The organism is Paenibacillus puerhi (assembly GCF_009846885.1).
GTDB lineage: Bacteria > Bacillota > Bacilli > Paenibacillales > NBRC-103111 > Paenibacillus_G > Paenibacillus_G puerhi.
The window spans coordinates 24837-38416 of record NZ_WUWM01000026.1; the positions used below are offsets into that span (position 1 = coordinate 24837).

General features: G+C 46.7%; 8 protein-coding genes and 2 pseudogenes. 1 reads left to right on the top strand and 9 read right to left on the bottom strand.

The features are described from left to right. Positions 1 to 525 precede the first annotated feature (525 nt). From bglB to GSF01_RS30440, 9 genes and pseudogenes are all read right to left on the bottom strand, one after another. Positions 526 to 1569 (bottom strand): annotated as a pseudogene (gene bglB / locus GSF01_RS29825) (beta-galactosidase BglB). A gap of 40 nt (positions 1570 to 1609) precedes the next feature. Further along, positions 1610 to 2872, bottom strand: coding sequence for an FG-GAP-like repeat-containing protein (locus GSF01_RS21260; protein ID WP_235941659.1), 1263 nt, complete (start codon positions 2870 to 2872; stop codon positions 1610 to 1612). Between the two features lie 335 nt (positions 2873 to 3207). Further along, positions 3208 to 4233, bottom strand: a complete 1026-nt coding sequence (locus GSF01_RS21265; protein WP_159887313.1) for a GDSL-type esterase/lipase family protein — start codon at positions 4231 to 4233, stop codon at positions 3208 to 3210. A gap of 862 nt (positions 4234 to 5095) precedes the next feature. Next, positions 5096 to 5860, bottom strand: coding sequence for a sugar phosphate isomerase/epimerase family protein (locus GSF01_RS21270; RefSeq protein WP_159887314.1), 765 nt, complete (start codon positions 5858 to 5860; stop codon positions 5096 to 5098). Positions 5861 to 5939: 79 nt separating this feature from the next. After that, positions 5940 to 7277 carry an ABC transporter substrate-binding protein gene (locus GSF01_RS21275; RefSeq protein WP_159887315.1) on the bottom strand — a complete coding sequence of 446 codons (1338 nt, stop codon included), beginning with the start codon at positions 7275 to 7277 and terminating at the stop codon, positions 5940 to 5942. Positions 7278 to 7402: 125 nt separating this feature from the next. Beyond that, positions 7403 to 9577 (bottom strand): rhamnogalacturonan lyase, encoded by a 2175-nt coding sequence (locus tag GSF01_RS21280; RefSeq protein ID WP_456238671.1) that lies wholly within the window; start codon positions 9575 to 9577, stop codon positions 7403 to 7405. Positions 9578 to 10112: 535 nt separating this feature from the next. Continuing rightward, entirely contained in the window at positions 10113 to 11414 is a 1302-nt protein-coding gene (locus GSF01_RS21285; RefSeq protein ID WP_159887316.1) for a glycoside hydrolase family 28 protein, read from the bottom strand. A 65-nt stretch (positions 11415 to 11479) separates the two neighbouring features. Beyond that, positions 11480 to 11788, bottom strand: a complete 309-nt coding sequence (locus GSF01_RS21290) for a helix-turn-helix domain-containing protein (RefSeq protein ID WP_159887317.1) — start codon at positions 11786 to 11788, stop codon at positions 11480 to 11482. Positions 11789 to 12236: 448 nt separating this feature from the next. Continuing rightward, positions 12237 to 12332: pseudogene (locus tag GSF01_RS30440) on the bottom strand (D-mannonate oxidoreductase); the annotation flags it as partial. Between the two features lie 378 nt (positions 12333 to 12710). On the opposite strand from GSF01_RS30440, the gene GSF01_RS21305 reads away from it, so the two are divergent. After that, positions 12711 to 13562, top strand: coding sequence for an AraC family transcriptional regulator (locus tag GSF01_RS21305; RefSeq protein WP_235941660.1), 852 nt, complete (start codon positions 12711 to 12713; stop codon positions 13560 to 13562). Positions 13563 to 13580 lie beyond the last annotated feature (18 nt).

The window sequence follows — 13580 nt, forward strand, 5'->3', positions numbered from 1 at the left end:
GAACGAACCAAATGTAACCACACTATACTTTGAACGTTGCGAAATACACAATAGATATGATTCTGTTGATATGCTGGATTCCGAATCCCTTGTTACGACTGGTCTTTTCGGCATATCTAATGAAATTCCTTGAGAGAATAAAGCACCCTTTGCCGATATGATTATGTCTTTCTCGCAGGAATCCTAAATCCTAAAATGTACATCACAAAGCGAATTTTATATCAATGTCAACCGCGAGTACATCTTGTTTCTGTGGTGTCCACATTCTCTTCATGAAACATGCATTGTCCCGTTGGTGTGATTCCGTCAGTCGGCTCTCGCGAAGGAATTTACAGTACTGACTGATCCAAGGGGTAACTTCGACACTTTGTCCGACTTCCGTCTCGTAGTAGTCCAAATAATTGTTGCAGTCGTTGACTGCTGCGATGACTCCATCGTCCAAATTCCGATACTACATCGAAAAAAAAAACATCCCACCCTTTATGAGTTTAGCAGGAGAATTAAAGACCAGGAACAATAAATCATTCACTTCGACGCTTCGGTCAGCAAAAGGATCGCGAGTGCTTGTCCGTAGACCGTCTGCGTAATCGGAATGCTCTTGTAATGCTCGTCATTCATCCCGATAGCAGTTCCAAAGGACACCTGGTTTACCGTGCCGTCCGCCTCGATTCGTCTAAATACTGCCTGCATTGCCTTCCGACCGACGTCTTTGAAGCGCCGGTCTACGAAGTCACAGCGAACTCCCTTAAGAATCCCATAGCCGAACCCGGCGGTCGCCGACGTCTCGACATAGGAGCTCGGATCGTTAAGAACGGTATGCCACATGCCGTCTTCAGCCTGAAATTCGGCCAATCGCTCTATCTGCGAGTTAAGGGCTTCTAGCACGAACCGCTTCACTGCTCCCTGAGAGCCGGAGATCTCGAGAAACTCCACTGCCCCTGCGGTGAACCAGCAATTTCCACGGGCCCACAACGTCTTGTTGAAGGCGTGACGACCAATGAAGTTCCAGCCATGGTACCATAAACCTGTGGACGGGTCATGTAGATATTTAATATGCAGCAGAAACTGGTATTCCGCCTCGTCCAGCAGTTCCTGACGGCCTGTTATGCGGCCCATCTTGGCAAGGAACAACACGGTCATAAACAACGTGTCGTCCCAGAGCTGACCTTAGTTGTCGGCTCTGATAGTGATATGCTGCAAGCCCCCCTCTTCGGTCCGCGGCATGTCATTCAGCACCCAATTGACCCATTCGTTACAGAGTGCCCCATACTTCGGATCCTTTCCCTGTTCGTAAATATGCGCTAGCGTCAGCATCGGGGCTACGGAATTGACGTTCTTTGGCGGAAGGCCTAAATCTATTTGCCGGTCAAACCATTCTTTCATGAAGTCCAGCATCATCTGGTGACCTGTGCCTTTGTAGTAGTGGAACAAGCCATAGAGCGCCACTCCTGCCGGCCACTCCCATTTCTGAAAATCCATATGATTGTTGGAATTTTCCGCATTAGCTTCAATCAACCGCTCAAACACAGTTTCCAGCAGCGTTTTGGTTTGCGATGGCGTCATAAACATAGAACCAGCCCTTCTTTATGCGTTTTTGTAAGTACATAGATCATAAAATTTCACCGCCAGGATATAAGGTTGAGCTGTACAGCCTCTTGGTCTGCAACAGCGGCCTTCCTGTACCTTTGCTCAAACTCAGTCTACGGCTGCTGAAAATGGATGCCGACTCATCATTGAAGATGATCACCTGCTCCGACCCGCTACCGAGCAGATCCGCATGCACAGCGTAGCCCTCCGCAGGAAACTCAGTGACGACATTCATATAGCCATCGTATAGCGATGGAGGGACGCCGCCGCCCCGGCGATAAGCCAAAATATAGTCAATTCCACTATCGTCCCATCCCCGTAACGTCTCAATAATTGTGAGCCATCCGTCCGTTTTGCGATCTTCTTTCAAGAGCTCCCGACCTTCCGAATCAAGCAGGAAAATTCCGTCCTTGCCTTTGCGACCATGCCCCGTATCCTCACGAACGATGCGATCAAGTCCGGCCACCTGCAATCCAGGCAGGTCCATGCGGAAGCTGCCAAGCGCCACGTGTTGCGACTCAATGGAGCCGTCGTAGCGCCACATCTCCATGCCCTTGGCATTGTACATGACCGTGACGCTGCCACCGATAACTAGCTCCGGCTCGCCATCTCCATTGACGTCACCGACCCAAATACAATCAGCGTGATCTTCCAAATCGCGGCAAGCCCACTGTACATCGCCGTCAGGACTCAACATCTCGTAGCCCGCCATCACTTCGTCCCGGCCGTCCCCATCGAAATCGTATACCCAAGGGAAGTGGCCCGGATTGCCTTTGTGCTTCCACAGCAGCTCGAAATCACGGTTGAACGCCCAGAGCCTACGGTAACGGTCCTTAAGGATAATATCCTGCGGTAGTGGGCCTCCCGTCAGGTTGGCGATTACGATGCAGTCGTGTGCCTGCGGATCCGGAAGCTCATGTGAACGTTTTGTCTTTCCCGTTGCACCGTCTATCACAACGAATTGACCATCCATGACGCAAACTACCTCGAGTTGACCATCCCCGTCGATATCTACCACCTGGGCAGGGTAATCTGAACCAGGCGATCCTGCATTCGTGCTAGGTGTACCCACCTGCCACAACAGCCTTCCATCCAGATCAAAGACTGTGATGCACTGAACATAGTGCGGAATATGGCGCACATCCGCCCTGTCATCTGGCTGGACAAGCACCATCTCCATTCGACCGTCACCGTTCAAATCGCCTAGCAACATTTTGCAACGGTAGCCCGCTTGTGTAATATCGATTTTACCCAACAACACAGCCTTGGAATTCTGCGACTTCATCAATGACGCCTCATTTCACAATGGATTGAATAAAAATATGAAATATCCCAATAACATGAACTCCTTAACAATGTAGCCCCGGCAGTGACTAATCTTAACCTGACTGTCTCCACTCCGTCGCCAGTAGTCCATTTGACGCTTCTCTTTCCAGAACCCTTTCATTTGCTGCGTAAGAAAAATGGCATCTTTGACCTTTTTCGTCTCCCCCGATCAAGTGTCAAGCCCAGCAACTAAGATCGGACAAGTGACTACAAAAATGCCCTTTGCTACCACCAAGTCTTCCTGCTGGATATTGGTTGTTAAGAGGTAAAGCGGAATTGGCTTTTAAACCAATGCTATTCCGCCTCCATCCGGCGACGCATGAGATCGGACCAACGCAGGGCAATGGCCTCTTGGCCCGCTGCCGAAGGATGAACAAGATCGGCGGATAACTCCGTGACGCTTCGCAAGAGTTCCGTTCCCGGTGTGTAGACGGTCCTCGAATCACCTAAATCCTCGACTGCGCGGCGAACTGCCTTCCTATAGGCTACGATCCGATCCAAGCCATCCAGATCACGGTTACAAAGAAATAGGTCCGTCACGAAGAGCAAGCGATTGCGTTTGCCTCCCAAGATGGCAGCCAGAAAATCACGCATCCTACTCTCGAATACTTCGGCCGTCCATAACCCGATAACGTTTATACCCATCTCAAGAGATGCGAAATCCCAATCGTCCCGTTCAGCTATATGAAGACCGAGTGCCGGGTCCATATAGGCACTACCCGCGAATCCCTTATTCAATAGATCCACGCCAAGCAGGTCAGCGATGCGCATAGCATAAGATCCGGTTGGACGCACGGCGTCGCCGCCGTGCGTGATGGAAGAGCCGTAAGCCAGATACCGACGTTTCGGCAACTGCTCCGGCTTCGGAGGGACTAGGTCACCTTCCGCATCGATGAAGATAATCTTCCAATCGTACGGCAACACGATTCTTATAACGTCCGGATCAAAGATGAAACCGCGCTCTCGGTGTAGCGATGAGAGCTTCTTCGTATCCGGCCGTTCGATAGTGATCGTCGTAGGCTCAGTTCCAATCATTCTCGGCGTGACGGTGTAGGGCGCCTGAAACTGGCCGTAATAGATTTCGGCCGCATGCGATGAATTGGGGCGCGCCTCGTCCCGGCGAAGAGTGAACGTCGCCCGCTCACTCCGCATTATGAAGCGCAGCTCCACGCCGCACGTATTAACTGCCCGGTCCACTCTGGCTGCCTCGTTCAGCTCCTCTCTCACATGGGCAGGAACACGGCTTAGAGTCCAACCTCCGCCTTCAAACGGCACGAGTTGATCCACGTTGTGAAATGTAATTCCCTTAAAAACCTGCATGTTTAATTATCTCCTTCTCAAATTGCATTACTTTTCTAGTCCGAACCGAGACACAGTTACGCGGTTCGTATCGTTTCTCGGTTTGTGGCATTGTGTAGTCTAAACCTTATCGTCGCTCTTACCTACGATTAGACCTTCCTTGTATAATTCGCTCACGCCATGAACATCTTAAAGATAGGCTTGATCGGCTCTTCGCCAAGCCGCCCTTCGAGTTATAAAAAATTGATTCCGTTGTGCCGCACGATGAGAACATCTCATTCGAATGGCCTAGATATATGAATAGTAACATTAATTGTCTCGAATCGGAATGTAAGAAAGCGAAAGTAAACTTGTAATAAACAATACTAGATTGCATATTAATAAAAAGATTTTACTTTATCGATTCTTTGGTCTGAAGTAATAAAACGCAAGCACCTTCGAGTTGGAAAAAATGGTAAGAGCAACGGATATCTTGATGCCCTAAAAAACGTGTAATGCTTTCTAGGCGACACATGAAGCTGTTGCAATGTGTTTCAAGGGGATCTGTAGTACATAAAAAAAGCCTACGGTGTCCAGGCCGAAGGCATCTCATTGTATACTATTCCCTATTCCCATTACTCAGGAAGATGAAAATAAATTCAATGCATCATTCCATGTATTTTGATAAGGATTCGGCCATTTATTTCTAAAGACAGTGACTCTGAAAACATCCCCGATTTTCTTATGAGACCATTCACCGGAATGATATGGGAGATACCGCTTTAGGTTTGTTTTCATGGAGACGCTAGTCCTCACTCCGCTTCCTGCTTCGATAAATGCTTGGCGAAACGCCATTGATCTGCTTGAACATTTTGCTGAAACAAGATCGATCGGATCGGTATGCTTACTTAAACCTATTTTTCATAAAATCCAAAGCCGCCGTAAGCTCTACTTTCGGGTTTTTCACGCTGCATTCTGCGGATATGAGGCCGGAGTAGCCTGCTTTTTTTAGTGACTGAATAAATTGTTCATATGGGTATTGCCCCGTCCCTGGACTTAACCGTCCTGTATCAGCCAAATGAATGTGTGCCAGCCAGTCCTTATGCTCCACTAGCGTATCAAGCGGTTCGTGTTCTTCGTCCATATGATAAAAATCCGCCAATACGCGAATCGAGCGGCGGTTGGCTTCCTTTGCAAAACGTACCGCTTCCGAAACATTATTGATTAGATTCGTTTCCTTCTTATTGAGCGGCTCGATCACTAGGGTAACACCGGTTCCATCAAATTCGTCACCCATCCAACCCAGCAGTTGAGCAAACTGCTCTTCCGCGCGTCCCCGCTCCCAACCGTCCGGCACATTCCGGGCGCGACCGCTGCCCAATACCACGACACGCGCACCGATCCGGTTCAATGCGGATGCTGCCTTCGATACATATCTGCGAATGCGGTCGGAATCCGTATCAGGACCGATTACAGATAAGCCGCCTGGAAAAAAGACGTTAAACGCAAGAACCGGCAGCGGACTATCCGTATACTTCGGTAAAACCTTCTCAAATTCCGAGTCATCCTCCAGCTTTAACGAAGTGACAGTACATTCGATGTAGTCGAATCCCAGCCTGTGAAGCATCTCCGCATCATCAATACTCGTACACCATCCGAATGAATACATATTATTGCTCCTCTATTTGAAATATTTATGTTTCTAGACGCAGCCGTTCCCAACCGGGAACGGCTGCCAAGTATAAGTATTACTTGTTTTTTTCCGATGTGATCGCTTTGTTCGCTGCCTCCTGAGCCTGTCTGAGCGCTGAGTTAATGTCGGTCTTCTTCGCCGCGATAGATTGCGTCAAATCACTCAGCGGCTTCTCAGCGATGCCATCATACGCGGATTTGTAAGACACCTTCGCAGGCTGGTTATAAAATGACGCTCCCCAGTTTATTCCTTTGCGGGGGTAATCAGAGCCGTATGCCTTCCGGATGTCGGGATTAATCAGCGACGTCAGCTCCCCACGCTTGGAAAGAATCAGTTGGAATTCGTCCGAGGTTAAATATTTAATCACTTGCATCGCCGCGTCCTTCTGCGTGCTGGTGGAAGCGACGTTCCAATAAAGCGGATACGATTGAGATCCTATTTTCGGCATGTCCTTAAATGTAGGAAGCGCCACAACATCCCAGTTGATAGAATCCATTTCCGGATAAGAGATCGGTAAATCCGATAAATAACCGAACATCGCGAGGTTTTTATATTTCAAAAACTCATCTTTGTACGGGATTTTGTTTTTATTCGATTCCATGTATTTTTGGTAGCCGGCGTCGTCTGCTTGCCCCACGTAAATTGTGGAGAGGATCGTTTTCCATTTTTCGTTGTCGTAGATGGACTGCTGAGTCTTTTCGTCAACATATCCGATCGAATATTGATTCATACGCAGCATATGCTGTGACGACACCGCGAGTCCGAGATACTGTGTTCCGTTCTCCGAACGATTCAGCTTCTTCGCCAGCTCAAGCGCTTCATCCCAGGTCATGCCATCCTTCGGATATGCGACGCCGAATCTATCGAAAATGTCCTTATTGTAGTACAGATTCAAGGTATAGTTATACACCGGCAGGCCGTACAGCTTTCCACCGGCTACTGCACGCATCCCGTCAATTAAAGTAGGTTCAAACCGGTTTAAATCAATATTCGCTTTTTTTGCCAAGTCGGTAATGTCCCCGCCAAGACCCGGTCGAATAAGACCGTCAACCATCGAGCCTATCGATTCAAAAATCAGGTCGATCTTTGTACCCGCCACTAAAAGTTCGTTAATCGATGTACCCGAACCTACAGAGCCCTTTTTAATGTAACTGATATTATAATTAGGAAATTTTTTCTTAATGTATTGGCCGTAGTTTTTTTCGAATACCGCATCATCCAGAGCGCTACCCGATGTGATCACAAGATTAGCCGGCTGATTCGCTGCATCGCTCCCCAGCTGGGATGATCCGCCGTCCGTGCCGGCCGTACCGCCTCCTTGGTTACAACCTGTAAGCGCTGCCGCTACACTGCCTGCAAGCAGCAGCAACGTCCATTTTTTATTACTCCGCATATAGATATTCCCCCTTCTCATTCCATTCGTTCGACGTACCTGTCTGACCGTATCACACATTATTTCCCTTGAACTTGGCCTCAGTTGTTTTATTTTTCGGCTTCGAGGCATACAGCCGAGCCTAATTAATGAATTACGTTAAGTATCCCGTTCCCATGAAAATGTGTTCCATCCTCCAAAACACCTGAAACTGAAACCGGAATACGACCGTTCTGCCCGGCCAACGCCGAAATAACCTGCTGGCGGTCAAACTTGGCTTTAAAGCCACTGTTCCCTTGTCCTTTTTCAGGAGTTTGCGCGGCAATTTCAGCTCCATTCACCTTCATCCGTAACGTCTCCTGATTGATTCGTGAAGCTTCATATCCATCCGGTAGGGAAATGCTCACCGTCACTGAATTTTCATTGCCGTTGCTTTTCCGATTGAGCACAGTCGGCTGCACATCAACATTTGTGGGCACTGTCAAATAAATACTCGGAACCGGCGGATTTTGCATTCCAACTCCCAAATAGAATCCGGTATGCGGCGGCTGGTTATAGCCTACATTTTGCCAAGCAATGCTCAATCGATATAAAGGATCATGCATCAACGTATAAATTCGGTGTTCCGTGAGATCCGTCGTCGTGTAAATGCGCAGGGCGGTGCTGTCTTCCGTTCTCCATACGGCTTCTTCTCTCCAGTCACCGAACAGATCGGCTTGCAGGCTGGGAGTAGCCTTTGTGCCGTTATTGGACCCGGCTCCGTTCGCAGTCAGCAAGTTGACGCTAACGAAGTTGTTGTAATCCCATTTGTCGATACGGTTGTTGTCCAGCAGTTCGCGAAGCAAGTCCCCATCCCACCAGATGCCGAAGTTTATGGAAGGACCCTTGCTGCTGATCTTTTGCCCTTTAACGGTATAAAGTCCTACCCCCGTACTGGCCCATTGCTCTTCACCCAAATAATTGGGATCTATATCGGCCGACATGCCGCGTCCGGTATCCTTCCCGGTGTACACTCCCCAGGTAACTGTTCCGGTCTTGGCATCCCAAAGAGCGGCTCCGTAGGGAGACTTTGTAGATTCCATTACCTTAAACACTTCGAGCCCTGGACGAGTCGGGTCCAGATCGCCAACATGTAGAGCATCGCCGTGCCCTAGCATCGTGTTGTACAAGCCTTGCCCATTATCGTCGACCGTCATGGCTCCATAAATGATTTCGTCCTTGCCGTCTCCATCCACATCCGCAATGCTTAAGCTATGGTTGCCCTGACCACTCCATGATTCGTACCCCGGGGTTTTGCTATCGAATCTCCACTGCTTCGTCAACTGGCCATCACGCCAATTGTAAGCGACGAGCACCGTGCGGGCATTATAATATCCACGCGCCACAATTAGGCTCGGTCTTTGACCGTCCAGATAAGCGATGCCGGCCAGAAACCGGTCTACCCGGTTGCCGTAACTGTCGCCCCAATCGCTTACGGTTCCTCTTGGCGGGTCGTAATCGGTCGTTACCATTTCCTGACCAGTCTTGCCGTTAAAAATCGTCAAATATTCCGGTCCGTCCAAGATTCTGCCTTTATTATTACGGTAATCCGCATTTGGATCGCCTATGACTTTGCCCAATCCATCCGTTGTACCATCTGCCGTTTTGACAGCTATTTCAGCACACCCGTCTCCGTCCAGGTCATAGACCATAAATTGGGTATAGTGGGCACCGGCCCGGATGTTCTTGCCCAAACCAATTCGCCACATAAATGTTCCGTCGAGCTTATAAGCATCAAGGAAGACCTCACCGGTAGTTCCATCATTGGAGTTATCTTTGGAGTTGGTTGGATCCCATTTGAGCACGATTTCGTACTCGCCGTCACCGTCCAAATCGCCGATACTAGCGTCATTTGCCGTGTATGCAAAGGAAACACCGTCTTTTGTGATGCCACCTTCAGGCTTCTGCAAAGGTACAGTTAAATAATTGCTGCCCCAGACGCCGACCGCTTTCGAATGCTCTTGTTGTTTTCCATTCAGCACGGCCCTAATCATATACTTGGATTCCGGGGTACCGCCAGTATCCAAAAAATTCGTGCTGTTCGCAATCGGTTCGGCATTGACTTTCACTCCATCCCGATACAGGTTGAACGATATGCCCGAAGGTTCGGTCCCAAGAAGCCTCCAACTGACGAATACCCCGCTGTCCACCTTTACGGCTACAAGCCCGTGATCCAAATATTCCATTTGACGTTGGAACTGCATCGGATTTGCTGCCGCATTTTCTGCCGCAAGAGCAGGTGGCTGGGGGACGAATGACGCAATCTGAATGACGCCGAGCAGTGCAACGCCCGCTTTTTTCAATCGACTGTTAATGTTCCGGATCAATTCATATGCCTCCTTAGTTTTAGATGCCTCTCGGCATTCGCCGAGGCAGATGGACAAGAATTTCCTTGAACCATCAATCTTGCTTCCTCCAACATTTGTGGAGGGATTTTTTCGTTTGCACCATATTTTGATCTGGAAAAAAAATACTTCAAAAATATGGTTTTTGTTACAAAAATACACTTGACTTTTTCGAAATCGCCCCCAAAATCCAAGAGTCTATTTAGTTAACTAACGACCTGTATCCATTGAGTATACCTCCTACCACCTCCTTTCAGGCATGGCATCTTTTCAAATATAGGTATAAGCCACGTCCAAGAAACCGCTTTCTTTTCGCTTCATAATTCAATTAGCGTTTTCCTAAAAATATTGGGCGCGCCACCGTTCGGCAGTACAAAGTCCTTGGAAAAACTTAGAGGCTTCCCAAGGACTCAATGGTGTAACTCGAAGATGCATCCGAAAGGATGAGGGTCTGTCTTATTTGGAACAACATTTATTTCACAGATAAATCCTTTACCTTCAAATCGTGAACATTTGCAAAATCCGTACTCTTATTAATGGTTGCAAAAATATCGAGTCCTCGAATGTCTATTTTTTCTACGTCGGTGCAAATTATTGCATTTTCAGCAGATAAATTAATGTTTTCCAGGCTGATATTCTTTAATCGGCGCTCCGGTAATCCCTTAATTTCAACAGCGATTTTAGCACCTTTTCCAGTAATATTTTTGATGTTTATATTATTGAAATCGGAAGGAGCTTGGGTTTTTGGAACAACTGTACTATATCCGTAGAACATATTTATTTGTAATGCCTCTTTTCTAACATCGTTTATATCTATATTTTCAAACCAGACATTTTCAACAAATCCCCCTCTGCCACGCATTGACTTAAGACGGATTCCTTGGTCTCCCCCACCGATTTTGCAGTCATGGGCATATACATTTCTCACTCCCCCTGACATTCCGCTTCCTATTACTAACCCTCCATGACCTTCCTTCATGACGCAATTCCTTATCACTATTTTCTCACAAGGTGTATTTACCCTCCGGCCATCCTCATTCATGCCGGAGTTTATTGCAATACAATCATCCCCTGTTTCGAAGAAGCTATCCTCAATCAGCACATTTTTACATGAGTCGGGATTCAATCCATCGGTATTAGGACCGTGACTTACAATCTCAACTTTTCGTACTATAACGTTTTCGCAGTATACCGGATGTATTGTCCACTGAGGTCCATTCTTGACAGAAAGGCCCTCAATTAGAACATTTTTACAATTAATAGGTTGGATAAATGAAGGCCTTAGAGCGTCTTGCTCCGTACCGAAAATTCTATCTTGAACCGGTATGCCGTCGTTCTCGGCATAGCATAGCCTGTTTGCCGCATCCTGCTGGAGCTTTTTCCAATGCCACCAATACTCCCCATTTCCAATAAGCGTACCTTCTCCTGTTACGGCAATGTTTTCGCAATCCTTGGCATAAATGAAAGGTGAATAATTATAACACTCCATGCCCTCCCATCTTGTAAATACGACAGGTAGATAGTCAGCAAATTTGCCACTAAATTTAATAATTGCGCCTTTTTCAAATGTTAAATGGATGTTGCTTTGTAAATGAATTGGCCCTGACCACCATTCTCCTTCGGGCACAATTACCGTGCCACCTCCATTTGCGGAGCACGCTTCAATCGCCCTTTGTATAATACGATGGTCAGCTTCTCCATCCCGTTGATTATATTGGAAATCAGTTATATAGAAAATCTTATCCGGGAATTGGGGAGCGACGATCTCTTCCATCTCAAACGGAGTCCCATAAAAGTATCTGCTCATAACGATTCTAAATTGCCACCCTTCTTTAGACTTTACTTGTCATTGTCAACAGCCAATCTACGTTCTTCGTTTTTTGCTTGAGACTCCCGATATTGCCCGGGAGACATGCCGACGATTTTCTTAAAAGACGTTGTATTCGTATAACCCACATGCTCTGAAACACCCCCTACCGTAACCTCTGTCTCGCGAAACATTTTCTTTGCATATTCCATTCTTAGAAAGACCAGGAAATCAATAAGCCGCGGAGATGACCAGTCATCTGTAAGCGTTTTCATAAAGGAACTGCTGACATAATCTGATTTACTTCTTCTTTTCCTTATACGCCACCATGCGTTCATCAATGTCAGCTTGCCCACCCAGCTTCAGGATCAGCACGGCCAACTGCTGGTTCCCTGCTCCTGTTCATGCGCGCATCTGTAAAAAGAATCTTAACCGGTGACAAGTTCTCACTTTTATTCATTTACATGATTAAGTACCACTGACAATAAAGTATACACAATGTTCGCTCCCAAGACCTTCATTACATGTACCCTCCTCAAATCCCCACGAGCCAGGTATAGCTCTGTTGTTCGAGTGTGATGCACTCTGATAGTATCATGTTGAATTCTGGTTAGGAATGGAAAAAAACGAGTAGCGCTTGTAAGATTCGAGCTTAATTCAGCCAGACGACTTTAAAGATAATTAATTCTCACATAGCACTGTCTACTTAAAAGGGGTTGTATCAACCGCACCACATCGAATGGGAAGTATACGAATGCCAGAGCATTTGTCTGCTTCCAATTTCGTTTTCTATACCCCCGAATACGCCATAAACCCTCCGCCAACCGGAACCGTGATACCGGTTACGAAAACGATGGCCGTATTGTCAGCCAACCAGAGCAGCGTGCACGCGCCATCATAGAGACCGTAGCCCAGACGACACCGTTCATCCCAAATGTAAACCCGCTCTCATGATACTCCCTGACGATTTCGCAAATATTCACGGTCCCATCGGAGGCGCGGTGCGAAGTTTCAATGAATGCCGTACAGCTCTCCTTTCTCTACGTGTTGGGACGGTATCTTTCGATGAGAAAGATTCTGAACCAATATAATCTATTAACCGATCTAAGCTCTAGGTGCTCATACCTAATTATAGGGTTGTGGTTCAAAAGCGGAATATTAGATGGTTTTCATTTCATGTTAAAAAGTACGATTTTATGCGTTTAGTAAGTTTAAATGATATAATTCTTTGTGAAGGATATGTCTTATGGTAGAGGTAGCCAAGTGGATAAGAACTTAATGGATATGAGTATATTCAATGAATTGGCGGAACAAATTACGATTCACCTTAAATCTTATCATGCGCTTACTAAACCCAAAGGTTGGAGTGAACATAAAGTTCACATCGATTACGATCTTTGGATCGTTCAATCCGGGACCATATATATTTCAATAAATGGTATCACACATGCAGCAAATCCCGGAGATGTGATCTTTTTTTACCCCCAATTACCCTATATGGCGGCTTCGCCCGATGATGAATGCCGGTTTATTTACATTCACTTTGATTTTGAAATCGGCGGGCAGCAACGAATCCTTAGCGACTTTCCACTTTCGGGGATCATACCGCAGGAGCTCATCGGTGAGGAAGCCCTCCTTTTCAGCAAAAACTATATGCAGTTAGAAAATATAAGCAATATACCTGGCATGCAGTTATCTTTAAAAGCTAGTTTAATGCTAGTTGTAGCGAAAATCATTGAAATTTACGGTAATGGTAAATATGCAGGCACATTTTTGAACGGCTTTTCATCAAGAAAATCAGAGAAAAGTCTCGATGCATTGCGACCGGTATTTAGATATATCAATAATCATTTACATACTCCGATTAAAATGAGTGAGCTTGCTGAGCTTGTTGGCATATCTGAAAAATATTTTATTTCCTACTTCAAGAAGGCATTGGGTATCACTCCGGGTCAATATATCAACCAGGTTAAAATGAACCGAGCAAGAGATTATCTCTACGAAAAAAAGCACACGATTCAACAAATTGCCTGCTATCTCGGTTATCCAGACCCATTTACCTTCTCGAAGGCTTTTAAGAAACACTATAATTCCCCCCCGTCCAAATTTCTCTAAGCCTGCTTGAATCGAATA

Bases quoted from the DNA above. Each gene is read 5' to 3' on its own strand.
- GSF01_RS21285 (WP_159887316.1), bottom strand. From the start codon at position 11,414: ATGGAAGAGATCGTCGCTCCCCAATTCCCGGATAAGATTTTCTATATA.
- GSF01_RS21260 (WP_235941659.1), bottom strand. From the start codon at position 2,872: ATGAAGTCGCAGAATTCCAAGGCTGTGTTGTTGGGTAAAATCGATATT.
- GSF01_RS21270 (WP_159887314.1), bottom strand. From the start codon at position 5,860: ATGTATTCATTCGGATGGTGTACGAGTATTGATGATGCGGAGATGCTT.
- GSF01_RS21265 (WP_159887313.1), bottom strand. From the start codon at position 4,233: ATGCAGGTTTTTAAGGGAATTACATTTCACAACGTGGATCAACTCGTG.
- GSF01_RS21275 (WP_159887315.1), bottom strand. From the start codon at position 7,277: ATGCGGAGTAATAAAAAATGGACGTTGCTGCTGCTTGCAGGCAGTGTA.